Annotated in this window: 13 protein-coding genes; 8 read left to right on the forward strand and 5 right to left on the reverse strand. The window is 68.4% G+C overall.

Annotation, left to right across the window (positions count from 1 at the left end):
• Positions 1-7: 7 nt before the first annotated feature.
• Both AC5Y5Z_RS18500 and AC5Y5Z_RS18505 read right to left on the reverse strand, forming a co-directional pair.
• Positions 8-1,045: an Rv1157c family protein gene (locus AC5Y5Z_RS18500; RefSeq protein ID WP_463826753.1), complete on the reverse strand. Its 1,038-nt coding sequence runs from the start codon at positions 1,043-1,045 to the stop codon at positions 8-10.
• 49 nt (positions 1,046-1,094) lie between these two features.
• On the reverse strand, positions 1,095-1,856 hold the full coding sequence (locus AC5Y5Z_RS18505; protein WP_499926797.1) for a hypothetical protein: 762 nt from the start codon (positions 1,854-1,856) through the stop codon (positions 1,095-1,097).
• 203 nt (positions 1,857-2,059) lie between these two features.
• Here AC5Y5Z_RS18505 and AC5Y5Z_RS18510 point away from each other — a divergent pair, with 203 nt between their 5' ends.
• On the forward strand, positions 2,060-3,310 hold the full coding sequence (locus AC5Y5Z_RS18510) for a mannosyltransferase (RefSeq protein WP_499926886.1): 1,251 nt from the start codon (positions 2,060-2,062) through the stop codon (positions 3,308-3,310).
• A gap of 1 nt (position 3,311) precedes the next feature.
• Here the strand turns inward: AC5Y5Z_RS18510 and AC5Y5Z_RS18515 are convergent, their stop codons facing one another.
• Positions 3,312-3,596, reverse strand: coding sequence for a 4a-hydroxytetrahydrobiopterin dehydratase (locus AC5Y5Z_RS18515; protein ID WP_499926799.1), 285 nt, complete (start codon positions 3,594-3,596; stop codon positions 3,312-3,314).
• Between the two features lie 26 nt (positions 3,597-3,622).
• Here AC5Y5Z_RS18515 and AC5Y5Z_RS18520 point away from each other — a divergent pair, with 26 nt between their 5' ends.
• From AC5Y5Z_RS18520 to AC5Y5Z_RS18540, 5 genes are all read left to right on the forward strand, one after another.
• Positions 3,623-4,006, forward strand: coding sequence for a (deoxy)nucleoside triphosphate pyrophosphohydrolase (locus AC5Y5Z_RS18520; protein ID WP_463826750.1), 384 nt, complete (start codon positions 3,623-3,625; stop codon positions 4,004-4,006).
• A 152-nt stretch (positions 4,007-4,158) separates the two neighbouring features.
• Positions 4,159-6,054, forward strand: coding sequence for a translational GTPase TypA (gene typA / locus AC5Y5Z_RS18525; protein ID WP_499926801.1), 1,896 nt, complete (start codon positions 4,159-4,161; stop codon positions 6,052-6,054).
• A gap of 29 nt (positions 6,055-6,083) precedes the next feature.
• Entirely contained in the window at positions 6,084-7,964 is a 1,881-nt protein-coding gene (locus AC5Y5Z_RS18530) for an ABC transporter family substrate-binding protein (RefSeq protein WP_499926888.1), read from the forward strand.
• 205 nt (positions 7,965-8,169) lie between these two features.
• Entirely contained in the window at positions 8,170-10,452 is a 2,283-nt protein-coding gene (locus AC5Y5Z_RS18535) for a PE domain-containing protein (RefSeq protein WP_499926803.1), read from the forward strand.
• A gap of 152 nt (positions 10,453-10,604) precedes the next feature.
• Complete coding sequence (locus AC5Y5Z_RS18540; protein WP_499926805.1) at positions 10,605-11,690, forward strand: PE family protein; 1,086 nt, start codon at positions 10,605-10,607, stop codon at positions 11,688-11,690.
• Here the strand turns inward: AC5Y5Z_RS18540 and AC5Y5Z_RS18545 are convergent.
• Positions 11,687-12,292: a TetR/AcrR family transcriptional regulator gene (locus tag AC5Y5Z_RS18545; protein WP_463826746.1), complete on the reverse strand. Its 606-nt coding sequence runs from the start codon at positions 12,290-12,292 to the stop codon at positions 11,687-11,689. The genes AC5Y5Z_RS18540 and AC5Y5Z_RS18545 overlap by 4 nt on opposite strands.
• 665 nt (positions 12,293-12,957) lie before the next feature.
• Between AC5Y5Z_RS18545 and mshB the strand changes: the two genes are divergently transcribed.
• Together mshB and AC5Y5Z_RS18555 are read left to right on the forward strand one after the other, a co-directional pair.
• Entirely contained in the window at positions 12,958-13,863 is a 906-nt protein-coding gene (gene mshB, locus AC5Y5Z_RS18550) for an N-acetyl-1-D-myo-inositol-2-amino-2-deoxy-alpha-D-glucopyranoside deacetylase (protein WP_463826745.1), read from the forward strand.
• 103 nt (positions 13,864-13,966) lie between these two features.
• On the forward strand, positions 13,967-14,422 hold the full coding sequence (locus AC5Y5Z_RS18555; RefSeq protein ID WP_499926808.1) for a hypothetical protein: 456 nt from the start codon (positions 13,967-13,969) through the stop codon (positions 14,420-14,422).
• 9 nt (positions 14,423-14,431) lie between these two features.
• Here the strand turns inward: AC5Y5Z_RS18555 and AC5Y5Z_RS18560 are convergent, their stop codons facing one another.
• Positions 14,432-15,292, reverse strand: a complete 861-nt coding sequence (locus tag AC5Y5Z_RS18560; RefSeq protein ID WP_499926809.1) for a PE family protein — start codon at positions 15,290-15,292, stop codon at positions 14,432-14,434.
• Positions 15,293-15,395 lie beyond the last annotated feature (103 nt).

The following is a 15,395-nucleotide window of genomic DNA, read 5'->3' on the forward strand; positions in this document are numbered from 1 at the left end:
TTGCGTGCTAGGGCACGACCGTAGTGCCGATGGTGGGCATGAACTGGCACTGCCGGTCTTTGGTCGTCACCTGGCCGAAGATCGTCGACATGATGCTGCCCGAACCGGTCTCGACGATCGCGGTCAGCGTCGTCGGCCCCTCACCGTTGATGTCGGTGCGCGGCTTGAGCGTGGCGCTGCCGGACTTGCCGGTGGTGAGGTTGATCCAGGTGACGTTCAACGGCAGCCGCTGCACCTCGGCGGGTCCCGGGGTGCCGACCGCGGTGAAGACGTAGGCGGTCTGGCCTGCCGCCGGGCCGGGCGTCGGGATGGCGGCCGGACCGGCCACCGACAGCGCCGTGGCCAGGGCGTTCGAGCCCTCACCCAGGCAGTTGGTGCCGATCGAGGGGTACATGAAGTCCTGGGTGGGCGGGGTGTCCGGGCCGAAACCCGGCGGGGGAGCGGGGGCGCCTGCCGGGGCAGGGGCGGGTGCGGGTGTGGCCGCGGCGGCCGCCGGAGCGGCGACGGGTGCGGGTGCGGCCGGTGGCGCACTCGGTGCCGGGACCTCGGCACGGACCGGCGCAGGTCCGGGCAGCGGTGGCGACACCGGACGGGGATTGACCGGCTCGCCCACCGGTGGCGGGCCCGCGGCGTAGACGGGATCGACGCCGGCCGGCAGGTGCTGGGGGACGCCGGGCACCACCCCGGGCGCGGGGACGTGCGGCACCGGACCGGACTCGGCGGGGTTGGCCGCCGGCACGGCCGGTTCGGCCACGAACTGATGGACCGACGACGCGACGTTCTTGGATTCGGCGGGTGCCGCCGGGTTGCGGGTGAACGCCTGCGCCGCGGCCATCAACAGTTGCGTGGCTTGGGTCGGGTCGCTGGCTGCTTGCTGAATGATCGGACTCAACTGGGTTAACGCCGGCAGCCCAGGTAGCTGTTGGGCAGGGTCGGTCGGCGGTGCCGCCGGGTCGGCTGCCGCGCTCGGACTGAGTGCGAACGCGGCAGCCGATATGACGACGACTGCGGCCAAACCTCTGGACAGACTCCAAGTGCTTGCCACGGTGTTTCTCCCGGTTTTCAGTAGTTGGTCAGCCGTCGGCGGACAGGATTCAGGGCAGCGCCGCAAGCAGGGTCTGCGGACCTGCTGCCGCGGGCGCGGCGGCGGCGGGTGCCCCGGCGCCCGACAACCCCGGAATCGCTCCGCTCAGACCCGGAATCGCGCCAGCGAGTCCAGGAAGTGACGACGCCAGCCCGGGCAGCGACGCCGCGGGTGCAGCCGGAGCCGCCGCCGGAGCGCTCAAACCCGGAAGTGGCGACGTCACACCGGGGATGCCCGGCACAGCGGCCGGGGCCGGGGCGGCAGCCGCCGGCGCGGCGAGGGACGGCAGCGGCGTGTTGACGCCCGGAATGGACGGGACACTGGCCGGGGCAGGTGCCACGGGAGCAGGCGCAGCGCCGATCCCTGGGATCGGTGCATTCACCCCGGGAATCGTCGGGACCGTCCCGGGTGAGGGCGCGGCAGGTGCGGGTGCGGCCTGTGCGGGTGCGGCCTGTGCGGGTGCGGCCTGACCCGGGATCACCGCAGGCAGGCTCAACCCGCCCGGAGCGGCGGGCGCCGGGTCCGGTGCGCGCAGCACACCCTGCGGAGCCGGCGACGTCGCCGGCGCCAACGGCGGGGTGGCGCCCAGAGCGGTGGCGAGGTTCTGCAGAATCTGCGGGGCGTTGGCGGCCGAAGCGATCAGCTGCTGAGGAATGTTGGGCGGCGCCGGCGCCGGCGCGGGGTCGGCGTGGGCGATACCGCCGGTCAGTAGTGCGGCGGACGAACCGACCAGAACGGCGGCGGCCCGTGCGTAGGTCCAAATGGATGGCATGACTCTCCCTGGTTGTCTTCAACTGGCTTCAGCAGGCCCCCGGAGGCCCCTGTGGACGAAGCTAGCCTGGTACAGAAGTGACTCAAGTGACACGTGTGGCATTTACGGGATCGTTACTGATACGAGTGGCAGCAGTGACCGGCCACCTGGGATTCGTTACGCCGCCGTGATGCAACGCGGCGCCACACCCGCAGAATGGTGCGCTGACTAAAGTCGGGCGGATAGACACCACTTCGGCCGCCCCGGCGGCAATGCCCACCAACCGGCGATGGGTCGCTTCGCTGGCACCGCTGGCGCTGATCTTCAGCGTCGGCGCGCGATTCGGCTGGACGTACCTGGCCCCGCACGGCGCGAACTTCGTCGACCTGCACGTATACGTGGGAGGCGCCTCGGCTCTGAACCACCCCGGCACCTTGTACAGCTACGTCTACGCCGATCAGACCCCCGACTTTCCGCTGCCCTTCACCTATCCACCGTTTGCTGCGGTGGTGTTCTACCCGCTGCATGTCCTGCCGTTTGGGGTACTGGCCTTCCTGTGGCAGGCCGCGACCGTGGCGGCGCTCTATGGCGTGGTGCGGCTGAGCCAACGGTTGCTCGGGGTGGCTGCAGACCGGCGCGCGGCGATGCTGTGGACTGCGGCCGCCATCTGGATCGAGCCGCTGCGCAGCAACTTCGACTACGGGCAGATCAACGTCTTCCTGGTCCTTGCCGTGTTGTGGGCGGTGTGCACCAGCAGGTGGTGGTGGTCGGGCCTGCTGGTCGGGCTTGCGGCCGGCGTCAAGCTGACTCCCGCGGTGGCCGGGTTGTACCTGCTGGGTGCGCGTCGGTGGGCGGCGGCGCTGTTCTCGGCGATCGTTTTCCTGGCGACGGTCGGGGTGTCGCTACTGATCGTGGGCGACCAGGCCCGCTACTACTTCACCGACCTGCTGGGCGACGCGCACCGGATCGGGCCGGTCGCGACGTCGTTCAACCAGTCCTGGCGCGGCGCCATCTCGCGGATCCTGGGTTACGACGCCGGTTACGGGCCATTGGTGCTGATCGCCATCGCGGTGACGGCCCTGGTCGCGGTCCTGGCGTGGCGGGCGTTGGCGGCCGCCGACCAGCTGGGCAGGTTGCTGGTAGTGGAGATATTCGGGTTGCTGCTGTCACCGATTTCCTGGACGCACCACTGGGTCTGGTTGGTGCCGTTGATGATCTGGCTGATCCACGGGCCGCTGCGGGAACGGGCCGGTGCCACGATTCTGGGCTGGGGCTGGTTGTTGCTCACCGCGATCGGCGTGCCATGGCTGCTGAGCTTCGCCCAGCCGACGATCTGGGTGATCAGCCGGCCGTGGTATCTGGCGTGGGCGGGCCTGGTCTACCCGGTGGCCGCGATGGTGACGCTGGTCTGGATCGCCGGGACGCGCCGCACGTCAACCGAGGCGCCCGCACCCGCGCAGCCGGGCGATCGCTGAGTCAGTCGCCGACGATCCCGTCGATATCGCGCGCCATGTCGATGTCGTGCTGGGTGATGCCGTTCTCGGCGTGCGTCACCAGGGCGAAAGTGACTGTCGTCCAACGGATGTCGATATCCGGGTGATGGTCCTTGGCTTCCGCGTGCTCGCCCACCCGGCGTACCGCGTCGATACCGTCCAGGAACTTCGGGAACTTCACGGCCCGCCGGATGGTGCCGTCGACCCGTTCCCAGCCGTTGAGGTCGGGAAGTGCGGCGTCTACTTGCTCGTCGGATAACACAGCCATGGCTCGTAGGTATACCCTCACTGCCCATGCCAAACCAGATCGTCGTAGCGGGAGCCCTGATCCGCGACGCGACTCTGCTGGTGGCGCAGCGCAATCGACCACCGGAGTTGGCGGGACGCTGGGAACTGCCCGGCGGCAAGGTGGCACCCGGCGAGACCGAGCCCGATGCGCTGGTGCGCGAGTTGAGTGAGGAACTCGGGGTCGACGTGGCAGTCGTCGAGCGCCTGGGCGAAGACATCACCGTGAATGCGGCGACGACGCTGCGGGCCTACCGGGTCCGGCTGCTCGGTGGCGAACCGCGCGCCCACGACCACCAGGCGCTGCGGTGGGTGACCGCCGATGAGTTGCCCGACGTCGACTGGGTGCCGGCCGACCGCGCCTGGCTGGCCGACTTGGCCCGCGCGCTCTGACCCGCGACCTCTTTCCCAGCGCTGATTCTGCGCTGGGGGCGTCTTGAACTCGCACTTCTCCGCCTTGGCCGCAGAGTGAATCGGCTGACAATCAGCCCATCCAGGCCTAACCCAGTTCGCTATCCGCGAGCCCCGCTGCCACAATCACCGACGTGCCATTCCGTAACGTCGCCATCGTCGCTCACGTCGACCACGGCAAAACCACCCTGGTCGATGCGATGCTGCGGCAGTCCGGCGCACTGACCCACCGCGGCGACGACACCCAGGAACGCATCATGGACAGCGGTGACCTGGAGAAGGAAAAAGGCATCACCATCCTGGCCAAGAACACTGCCGTGCACCGCCACGGTCCGGATGGGACGGTCACCGTAATCAATGTCATCGACACCCCCGGTCACGCCGACTTCGGTGGCGAGGTGGAACGCGGACTGTCCATGGTGGACGGGGTGTTGCTGCTGGTCGACGCGTCCGAGGGGCCGTTGCCGCAGACGCGGTTCGTGCTACGTAAGGCGCTGGCCGCGCATCTGCCGGTGATCCTCGTCGTCAACAAGACCGACCGGCCGGACGCGCGCATCGCCGAAGTGGTCGAAGCCAGCCACGACCTGCTGCTCGATGTCGCCACCGACCTCGACGACGAGGCCGCCGCCGCCGCCGAACATGCGCTGGGTTTGCCGACGCTGTACGCATCGGGGCGGGCCGGGGTCGTCAGTACCACCCAACCCCTGGACGGACAGGTTCCGGACGGCACCAACCTGGATCCGCTGTTCGAAGTCCTCGAGAAACACGTCCCCGCTCCGACCGGTGACCCCGAGGCGCCGCTGCAGGCCCTGGTCACCAACCTGGACGCGTCAGCCTTCCTGGGCCGGCTCGCGCTGGTGCGCATCTACAACGGCAAGCTGCGCAAGGGCCAGCAGGTGGCGTGGATGCGCGAGGTGGACGGACTGCCGGTCATCACCAACGCGAAGATCACCGAACTGCTGGCCACCGAGGGCGTCGAGCGCAGCGCCACCAGCGAGGCGGTGGCCGGGGACATCGTCGCCGTTGCCGGGCTGCCCGAGATCATGATCGGCGACACGCTGGCCGACCCCGACCCCGACCACGCGCACGCGTTGCCGCGCATCACCGTCGACGAACCGGCGATCTCGGTCACCATCGGCACCAACACCTCGCCACTGGCCGGCAAGGTCTCCGGGCACAAGCTGACCGCCCGCATGGTCCGCAACCGCCTGGACGCCGAACTCGTCGGCAACGTCTCCATCCGGGTGGTCGACATCGGCCGGCCCGACGCCTGGGAAGTGCAGGGCCGCGGTGAGCTGGCGTTGGCGGTTCTGGTCGAGCAGATGCGCCGGGAGGGTTTCGAGCTCACCGTCGGCAAGCCCCAGGTAGTGACGCGCACCATCGACGGCAAGCTGCACGAGCCGTTCGAGGCGATGACCATCGACTGTCCCGAAGAATTCGTCGGCGCCATCACCCAACTGATGGCCGGGCGCAAAGGCCGGATGGAGGAGATGAAGAACCACGCCGCCGGTTGGGTCCGGATGGACTTCATCGTGCCCAGCCGGGGTCTGATCGGCTTCCGCACCGACTTCCTGACCCTGACCCGCGGCACCGGCATCGCCAACGCCGTGTTCGACGGGTACCGGCCCTGGGCCGGCGAGATCCGCGCGCGGCACACCGGGTCGCTGGTCTCCGACCGCACCGGCACCATCACCCCGTTCGCCATGCTGCAACTCGCCGACCGCGGCCAGTTCTTCGTCGAACCGGGCCAGGACACCTACGAAGGCATGGTCGTCGGGATCAATCCGCGCGCTGAGGATCTCGACGTCAACGTCACCCGCGAGAAGAAGTTGACGAACATGCGTTCCTCGACCGCCGACGTGATGGAGACACTGGCCAGGCCGCTGGAACTCGACCTGGAACAGGCCATGGAATTCTGTGCGGCCGACGAATGCGTCGAGGTGACCCCGGAAATCGTCCGGGTCCGCAAAGTAGAACTGGATGCGACATCCCGGGCCCGCTCGCGGTCGCGCGCGAAGGCTCGGGGTTAAATCGGGTGCTGCTCGATACGCTGTGGGGCGTGCTGCACCGAGCCCGCTACGTCCTGGTGGTGCTCGGCGTGCTGGTGGCCGCGATCGGTCTGGTGCTCTCAGGTTGCACGGTGAGTCCGCCGCCGGCGCCGCAGAGCACCGATACCCCACGCAACACGCCGCCCCCTCCGCAGCACCCGACCCAGATCATCATGGGCATCGACTCGATCGGCGCCGGGTTCAATCCGCATCTGCTCTCAGATCTGTCCCCGGTGAACGCCGCGATCAGCGCGCTGGTGCTGCCCAGCGCCTTCCGGCCGGTGCCCGACCCGAATGCCGCAACGGGATCGCGCTGGGAAATGGATCCAACCCTGCTGGTGTCCGCCGAAGTGACCAGCGAAAACCCGTTCACCGTCTCCTACAAGATCCGTCCCGAGGCGCAATGGACCGACAATGCGCCGATCGCCGCGGACGACTTCTGGTACCTGTGGCGCCAAATGGTCAGCCAGCCCGGAGTGGTCGACCCGGCCGGGTATGACCTGATCACGTCGGTGCAGTCGCTCGAGGGCGGTAAGCAGGCCGTCGTCACCTTCGCCCAGCCCTACCCGGCGTGGCGGGAGTTGTTCAACAACCTGCTGCCGGCGCACATCGTCAAGGACGTGCCGGGCGGGTTTGCCTCCGGGCTGGCCCGTGCGCTGCCGGTGACGGGCGGCCAGTTCCGGGTGGAGAACATCGACCCGCAGCGCGACGAGATCCTGATTGCGCGCAACGACCGGTACTGGGGTGCCCCCGCCAAGCCCGCCTTGATCCAGTTCCGCCGCGCCGGGGCGCCGGCCGCGTTGGCCGATTCGGTGCGCAACGGCGATACCCAGGTGGCCCAGGTACACGGTGGTTCGGCTGCGTTCGCCCAGCTGTCGGCGATTCCCGACGTGCGGACCGCGCGCATTGTGACACCGCGCGTCATGCAGCTGACGCTGCGCGCGAACGAACCGAAGCTGGCCGACGTGCAGGTCCGCAGAGCAGTGCTGGGGCTGCTGGGCGTCGACCTGCTCGCGGCGGTGGGGGCCGGCAGTGACAACACCGTCACCCTGGACCAGGCTCTGATCCGTTCGCCCAGTGACCCGGGCTATGTCCCGACGGCGCCCGCGGCGATGAGCAGGGTCGCGGCGCTGGGTCTGTTGGAGGCCGCCGGTTTCCAGGTCGACACCACGACCGCATCCGCTACGCCGCCCAGCGCTGCGGTGAGTACCGGACCATCGGAGGGCATTCACGGCCGGATCAGCAAGGACGGCAAGCAGTTGTCGCTGGTGATCGGGGTGGCGGTCAACGACCCGACCTCAGTGGCAGTCGCGAACACCGCTGCCGACCAGCTGCGCAATGTCGGCATCGCCGCCAGCGTGCTGGCGCTGGATCCGGTGACGCTGTACCGCGAAGCCCTGACCAACCACCAGGTGGACGCGCTGGTCGGCTGGCATCAGGCCGGCGGAAACCTCGCCGCGTCGCTGGCCTCCCGGTTCGGCTGTGCCGCGCTGCAGGCGACCCAGGTCTCACCGCCGATCGCGTCGACGACCAGCCCGGCCGGCTCGACGACGTCCAGCCCGTCGGCCGGACCGGCCACGACCCCGGTACCGACGACCTCCAGCCGCCCACCGGAGCCGGGAGCGCTGGTCAAGGCGCCGTCCAACCTCACCGGAACCTGCGATCCCAGCCTCGAGTCCAACATCGACGCCGCCCTCAACGGCAGCAAGAACATCAACGACGTGATCACCGCCGTCGAACCTCGGCTGTGGAACATGTCGACGGTGCTGCCGATCCTGCAGGACACCACGATCGTCGGGGCGGGACCGAGCGTGCAGAACGTCAGCCTGACCGGAGCGGTCCCGGTGGGCATCGTCGGGGACGCCGGCCAGTGGGTGAAGACCGGCCCCTGACGGCCCTCACCAGCGGAAATCAACCTCCACACGGCCCTTTGGCCGGGGCTTTCGGCGGCTAATTGCGCTCGTGCCAAATTGTTACGAAAAATATGGTTTGGATTTCGCTCGAGCGGTCAACACCCGCGATACGTTCGCCCGGGTGCCGTCGGGGGCAACATGGCGAGTTGGGGTCAACCAGCGTCTTGCTAGGTGAGGGGTCACCATGTCATCTGTCTTTGTCGAGCCACAAATAGTTGCCTCGTTCGCGTCGCAGTTGGAAGGAATTGGCTCGGCGCTGGGCGCCGCCAATACAGCCGCGGCGGGATCAACCACCGCGCTGCTGTCCGCCGCCGAGGATGAGATATCGGTGGCGATAGCGGCGCTCTTCTCCCAGAATGCGGTGGGCTACCAGGAGCTCAGCGCACAAGTGGCCCAGTCCTACGGGCGGTTCGTCCAGACGGTGGCCGCGGGGGCGAGCGCATACGCGACCGCCGAAGCCGGCGCCGCGCAGGCGCTGGCCGGTTTATTGGCCGCGCCGGCCGCGCCGCTGGACGTGTTCGCTCAGGCGCACGCCGCGTTCACCACCAACCTGGTCAACGCCGAAATCGGGTTCAACCAATCGTTGGTGGGCGCCGAGCTCGGTTTGCAGCAACTGATTTTCGGTACCGACAACGCACTGGGCGGAGCGGTCAACGCTGGCTTCAACGCATTCAACTCCGTTGTGGGGGCGGGTCAGCAAGGCCTGAATCTTCTTGTGGGAGCGCAGGTTCCGGCTAACTTCAACGCCAGCCTGGCGGTCAACGGCACCGGAAACGTCGGATTCGGCGGGTTGTCGGGTGCCTTCGGCGGCAACCTGTCCGCCCTCGGCGCTCAACTCAATGCCGCCCTCTCGGGGAACCTCAGCGCGGGTCTGCCGGACCTTTCCGCACTGGTGCAGACGGGCAATTCGGTGATCGCGCAATTGAATTCGGGGATCGCGGGTCTGAACGGTCTGATTCAGACCGGCAGCTCGTTGGGCGCCCAGTTGGGTACGGCGCTCACCGGGGCCTTTGCCGGGGGGCTGCCTGACTTTTCGGCGCTGGCAGGCAGCTTCGGGGTGAACCTGCCTGCCCTGGCGGCGAACGTCAGCGGACAGCTCTCCGGGTTGGGTGCCGGGTTCAACGCGGCGCTGAACGCAGCCCTGTCGGGCAACTTCGGTGTCGGCCTGCCCGACTTCTCGGCCCTGACGCAGACCGGCGCCGCATTGTTCAGCGACTTCATCGCCGGGCTGCCGGCGCTGAACTTCGGTTTGGTACTTCCCGCCCTGCCGGGTGGATTCCCGTTCAATCTCACCGGCCTGGCGGCCAGCCTCAACGCCGGGCTCTCGGGTCTGAACGCGCAACTGAACGCCGCCCTGACCGGGGCGTTGTCCGGAAACCTCGGATTGCCGGATCTGTCTGTGCTGAGCCAGACCGGAGCCAGGCTGGTCGGCGATTTCAATGCCGCACTGGCCGGCCTGGGCGGTGGCTTCAATGTCGGCCTGCCCGCCCTGGTGGGCTCGTTCGGGCTGGATCTGCCGGCGTTGACGGCCAACTTCAACGGTGCGCTGTCGGGGCTGGGCGCCCAGGTCAACGCTGCCTTCACCGGGGCGGTCAACGGCGACTTCTCCGGCGTGGCCGCGCTGGTGAACCTCGCGGCCGGCGCGCCGAGTTTGGCTCTGACGCAGGCGGGTCTGATCCAGACCGGCTTGCTGGCCAGCTTTGTCAACGGGCAGCTGGCGTTCAACCAGGCCCTGGTCTCCAGCGAAATCGCTCTGCAGCGGGCCCTGTTCGGCAGCGAGTTCGCCTTCAACGGCGCCATCAGCAACGGCTTCAACGCGTTCAACCTGGTGCTGGGCACCGGAGAACAAACCGTCAACGTGCTGCTGGGTGCGGAGATGCCTTACGACTTCATTGGCAGCCTGCTCATCGGCGGCGCGGTACCGGGCATCACCCCGACCGGCGGCCTGACCGGGATCGTGGACCAGCTGTTGCTGCTCAACGCGGCCTTGGGCGGCGATGCGTCGCTGGTGCAGCAGTTCGGCGCCTTCCGGGCAGACCTGGCCACCAACCTGCTCACCAGCCAGCTGGAGTTCAATCAGAACCTGGTGGCCAACCAGATCGCGTTGCAGGTCGGCCTGTTCGGCACCGCCAGTCCGCTGAACGGCGCGCTGAACAACTTCGGGAACATGATCAACTTCACGATCGGGGCGGGGCAGCAGACCATCAATGTGCTGCTCGGCGCGCCGGTAGGCGGCGGATTCGTCGGCGACCTGCAACTCGGTGGCGAGGCCGACGTCTTCGGCGGGTTGGAGACCGGCGGCCTGCTCGGCGCCTTCGAACAGAAGTGGCTGTTCGACGCGGCGCTGCTCAGCCTGCTCGGCTTCCCGATTCAGTTGACGCTCACCGGCGGATTGCCGGCGTTGCTCACCCAGCTGTCCACCGCCCTGTCGGGCGGCGTGAGCGTCGGCGGTTCCGTCGGCACGTAGCGATCTCAGCTGCTCAGCGGGCTGCACCGGATTTTCCAATGCAATTCAGAGAAAACCCCGGTGCGGCGCCACGGATATCGCTAGCATTCGCTCATTGTCGATAGCCACATGTGCAGTCGGGGAGGCTGCAGTGGCGCTAACGGGGGTGTGCGATGTCATTTGTAGCGGCGGTGCCGGAATTCGTGGCGGCTGCGGCCACCGATCTAGCCGGTATCGGTTCGGCGGTCGGGGCGGCCAGTTCGGCGGTCGCGGGGGCGACGACGGGGGTGCTACCCGCCGGCGCCGACGAGATTTCAGCGGCGATCGCGGGATTGTTCGATTCGCACGGGCGGGCGTTCCAGCAACTCAGTGCCCAGGCCACGCAGTTCCACGACCAGTTTGTGCAGGTGTTGCGGGCCGGCGCGAATGCCTACGCCGGTGCGGAGGCGGCCAACGCCACTCCGCTGCAGGCGGCCGCGAATGCCGCGGCCGCGAGGCCGCTGCAGCAGCTGGAGCAGCTGCACATCGGTTTCAACACCAACCTGGTAGCCAACGAGCTGGCGTTCAACAAAGCGCTGGTGACCAGCGAGGTGGCGCTGGAGCGCCAGATCTTCGGCACCGACAGCGCACTCAACGGAGTGCTGAACCGCAGCTTCAACGTCGGCAATCTGTTGGTGGGTACTGGAGAGCAGGCGGTGAACCTGTTCTTCGGTGCACCCGAGCCGGCCGGTTTCACCTCCAGCCTGCTGCTGGGTAGCGGCGCACAACCATTCAATGGTGGGCAGGTCGGCGGTTTGGCCGGCGCCTTTTATCAAGGCTTGACGGTCCCGGCCAATGTGCTGGGTCTGGCGCCCACGGTGGCCATAGCGGGGATCCCGTCGATCCCGTTCGGACAGTTGGAGGCGTCGCACATCGGGTTCACCTCGAACCTGTTGGCCAACGAGATCGCTTTCAATCAGGCGCTGGTGGCCAACGAGGTGGCGTTCGAGCAGCAACTCTTCGGCACCGACAGCGCCTTCAACGGGGTGCTCAACCGTAGCTTCAACGCCGGGAACCTATTGCTGGGTACCGGTGAGCAGGCGGTGAACCTGTTCTTCGGTGTCGAGGAGCCGGCGAACTTCACGTCCACCCTGTTGCAGGGTACCGGGGCGCAGTCCTACAACGGCGGCCAAATCGGCGGCGTTGCAGGAGCTTTCGGTCAGGGTCTGGCGGCCGGCCTCAACTTCGTCGGGCTGGTCACCGAGCCGTTCAGCGCCTAATCCGCCTGCGCTGCAACGGGTTTGGGCGGTATCACGGTATCCACGATCAGCGCCAACTCGCGCCGCGTTGGTGGCGTGGCGGTCAGCATGAAGTGGTGGTTGATCAAGGCGGGGCCGATCCGCACGGTCAACGGGGTCAGGGTGGCGGGATCCAGTTCGCCGTCGCGGACCGCGGTCTGCAAGATCGACTCGATGATCTTCATGCGGGGCGCCACCACGGCGTCGGCGAAGATCGCGCGCAACTCGGGTTCGTGGATGAGCTGGCTGATGATCTGCAGGCCGGGAAAGTCGGTCTTGCCGGCCAGCACGTCGCTGTGCGCCGTGCAGACCGTCAGCAGGTTCTCCCGGGCCGACTGCCCGGGTCTCGGCTCGGGCAGTGGCGGCACGGTGTGGATCAGCGCGGCCTGCACCAGGTCGTGCTTGCTGGTCCAGCGCCGGTACAGCGCCGCCTTGCCGGTGTGGGCCCGCGCAGCTATGCCCTCCATCGTCAGGCCGCCGTATCCAACAGCGGCCAGTTCGGCCACCGTCGCGGCGTAGAGCGCACGCTCGAGTACTTCGCCGCGCCGGCGGCTCCGGCCGACAGTGTGGCTCACCTGCGACATCTGACGATAGTAGCCGTTGGCGTTCCTACTGGTCGTTTACGGGGGCCGCAGCTGGGTGGGCGCCAGCGTCCAGCGTCACGCTGGGGTGACGTTCGGCGTCCAGCGTCACGCTGGCCGTGACGTTCGGCGGCAGCGGGGCCGCAGCTGGGTGGGCGCCAGCGTCCAGCGTCACGCTGGCGTGACGTTCGGCGGCAGCGGGGCCGCAGCTGGGTGGGCGCCAGCGTCCAGCGTCACGCTGGCGTGACGTTCGGCGTCCAGCGTCACGCTGGCGTGACGTTCGGCGGCAGAGGGGCCGCAGCTGCGTGACGTTCGGCGGCAGAGGGGCCGTAGCTGGGTGGGCGCCGGCGTCCAGCGTCACGCTGGCGTGACGTTCGGCGTCCAGTGTCACGCTGGCGTGACGTTCGGCGTCCAGCGTCACGCTGGCGTGACGTTCGGCGGCAGAGGGGCCGCAGCTGCGTGACGTTCGGCGGCAGAGGGGCCGTAGCTGGGTGGGCGCCGGCGTCCAGTGTCACGCTGGCGTGACGTTCGGCGTCCAGCGTCACGCTGGCGTGACGTTCGGCGGCAAAGGGGCCGCAGCTGCGTGACGTTCGGCGGCAGCGGGGCCGCAGCCGGGTGGGCTCTCGGCGGCAGCGGGGCGATTTCCCCGACGGCGGTAGGGTTCGTCCATGTCCAAGCCGCGGCTGCTGTTCGTGCATGCGCATCCCGACGACGAGAGCCTCAGCAACGGCGCGACCATTGCGCACTACACCGCCCGCGGTGCGCAGGTCCACGTCGTCACGTGCACCCTCGGTGAAGAGGGCGAGGTCATCGGCGACCGCTGGGCGCAACTGGCCGCCGACCGCGCGGACCAGCTCGGCGGCTACCGCATCGGCGAACTACGGCAAGCCCTGGCCGCGTTGGGCGTCGGCGACCCCATCTACCTGGGTGGCGCCGGACGTTGGCGCGATTCGGGCATGGCCGGCACCGAGCCGCGCGGTGGCTACCGCACCGTCCCAAGGTTCGTCGACGCCGACGAAGTGGCGGCAGTAGGTGAGCTGGTCGCCTTGATCCGCGAGCTGCGACCACACGTCGTCGTCACCTACGACCCCGACGGCGGGTACGGACACCCCGACCACATTCGTACCCACGCGGTGTGTACCGCCGCCGTGGCCCAGGCCGGCAAGCCGGACGGGTCCGGTGACCCGTGGAGCGTGCCGAAGTTCTACTGGACCGTGCTGGCGCGTGCGGCGGTGGCGGCTGAACTGCGCTCGCTGGTCCCTGACGATCTGCGCCCCGACTGGGTGCTGCCGCCGCTGGACACTCCGTTCGGTTTCCCCGACGAGAGCGTCACCGCCGTCGTCGAGGCCGACGCGGACGCGCAGGCCGCCAAGGCCGCCGCGCTCACCGCTCACGCCACGCAGGTGACGGTGGGCCCCACCGGCCGGGCCTGTGCACTGTCGAACAACCTGGCGCTGCCCATCATGGCAGCCGAACACTACGTCCTTATTGACGGCGCGGCGGGTGGCCGCGACGAGCGCGGTTGGGAGACGGATCTGCTGGCCGGGCTGGGCTTCAACGGCCCGGGCACGTAGGCTTTAATAAGGCAGCCTTGAGAGTCTTACCGGAGGAAACTCACATGGACCCCGACCTGGACCCCAACTTGCAGCACTGGCAGGACCGCCTCGACAGCCTGCAGTGGGTGCTGGGATCGATCGTCTCGCAGATCGACAGCGTCCCAACCTGACCGATACCAAGCCACGCGCCACCTCGATCGAAGAGGTGGGCGCGACGGATCCGGCGATCCGGTTTGTCGTGTTGGCGCTGCTGGCCGTCGACGGTGTGTTGTCAGCCCTGGCCGGGGCGCTCCTGCTGCCCTTTTACATCGGCTCTGTCCCATTCCCACTGAGCGCTGTGCTGAGCGGACTGCTCAACGGTGCGCTGGTGTGGGCTGCGGCGCGGTGGACTACGTCGCCGCGGCTGGCCGCTTTGCCGCTGTGGACCTGGCTGTTGACGGTTGCGGTGCTGAGTCTGGGCGGACCGGGTGGCGACATCGTCCTGGGCGGACAGGGCGTGATGGCCTACGCGGCGCTGCTGTTGATCGTGTTCGGGGTGGCACCCCCGGTGTGGATGTTGTGGCGGCGCCGCCACTGAAAGCGTGGCTCAGGGGAACGGCGGCAGCGGCGGCAGCGGCGGGAAGAAGCTCCAGAACCAGTTGATCTCGGTGTTGATGAACTGGCTGATCGACGACGTGGTGGCCGACCAGAAATTGCTCAGACCCTGACTGAAGCTGACCGTGCCGCTGAGCCAGTCGAGGATGTTGAACAGCCCGCTCTGCACTATCGGCTCGAACAGGTAATAGAAGAAGTTGATCTGCGGCCCCAGGATGCCGATCCACGGCAACCAGCCCACCGCGTAGGAGGCCAGGTCGAAACCGTAGGCCACCCACGGCTCGACCTCCAGGTACAGGTTCTCGATCGCGGTGGCCCACGAGACCGGGAGGACGGCAGCGGGCGCTGCCGCGGCAGGTCCCAGCAGCCCGGTGGTCAGGGCGCCGAGGCCGCCGGTCGGCGCCAACCCCAGCGCGCCGAACAGGTTGGCGGCGCCGGCGCCCGGGAGGGCGGACAGCACGCTCTGCACCCGGGTCGCGGCCTGGCCGGCCAGGCTTTCCACCGCGGCGAGCGGTTGTCCCAACAATTGCTGGGCCGGCGCGTTCACCGCGTTCAGCAGGGTCCGCGCCGCGCTGGACTCGGCGTTGGAGTAGGCGTTCGCCCCCGCTCCCAACACCTGCACGAACTTTTCGTGAAACGCCGTCACCTCAGCGCTGAGCTGTTGGTATCCCTGCGCGTGCGAGGAGAACAGGGCGGCGACCTGGGCCGAGACCTGATCGGCGGCGGCGGCCACCACGCCGGTGGTGGGCAGCGCCGCGGCTGCGTTGGCCGAGCTGATCTCGGTGCCGATGCCGGCGATATTGGACGCGGCCGCCTTGAGCGCCTCCGGCGCCGCGCGCATGTACGACGACATCCCATTCACCTTTACTCGAGATCGGTGCGGCTACCTTGCGGGGCTGCTTCCGCGCGGTGCCCACCTGTGATCGTATCGCTGTCGGTGACAACTATTGTCCCAT

The sequence above is a fragment of the Mycobacterium sp. NGS29 genome, from assembly GCF_059812965.1.

Excerpts from the sequence above, each read along its gene's own strand:
- AC5Y5Z_RS18515 (WP_499926799.1), bottom strand. The coding sequence starts at position 3,596 with ATGGCTGTGTTATCCGACGAGCAAGTAGACGCCGCACTTCCCGACCTC.
- AC5Y5Z_RS18505 (WP_499926797.1), bottom strand. The coding sequence starts at position 1,856 with ATGCCATCCATTTGGACCTACGCACGGGCCGCCGCCGTTCTGGTCGGT.
- mshB (WP_463826745.1), top strand. The coding sequence starts at position 12,958 with ATGTCCAAGCCGCGGCTGCTGTTCGTGCATGCGCATCCCGACGACGAG.
- AC5Y5Z_RS18545 (WP_463826746.1), bottom strand. The coding sequence starts at position 12,292 with ATGTCGCAGGTGAGCCACACTGTCGGCCGGAGCCGCCGGCGCGGCGAA.
- AC5Y5Z_RS18520 (WP_463826750.1), top strand. The coding sequence starts at position 3,623 with ATGCCAAACCAGATCGTCGTAGCGGGAGCCCTGATCCGCGACGCGACT.
- AC5Y5Z_RS18560 (WP_499926809.1), bottom strand. The coding sequence starts at position 15,292 with ATGTCGTCGTACATGCGCGCGGCGCCGGAGGCGCTCAAGGCGGCCGCG.
- AC5Y5Z_RS18540 (WP_499926805.1), top strand. The coding sequence starts at position 10,605 with ATGTCATTTGTAGCGGCGGTGCCGGAATTCGTGGCGGCTGCGGCCACC.
- AC5Y5Z_RS18535 (WP_499926803.1), top strand. The coding sequence starts at position 8,170 with ATGTCATCTGTCTTTGTCGAGCCACAAATAGTTGCCTCGTTCGCGTCG.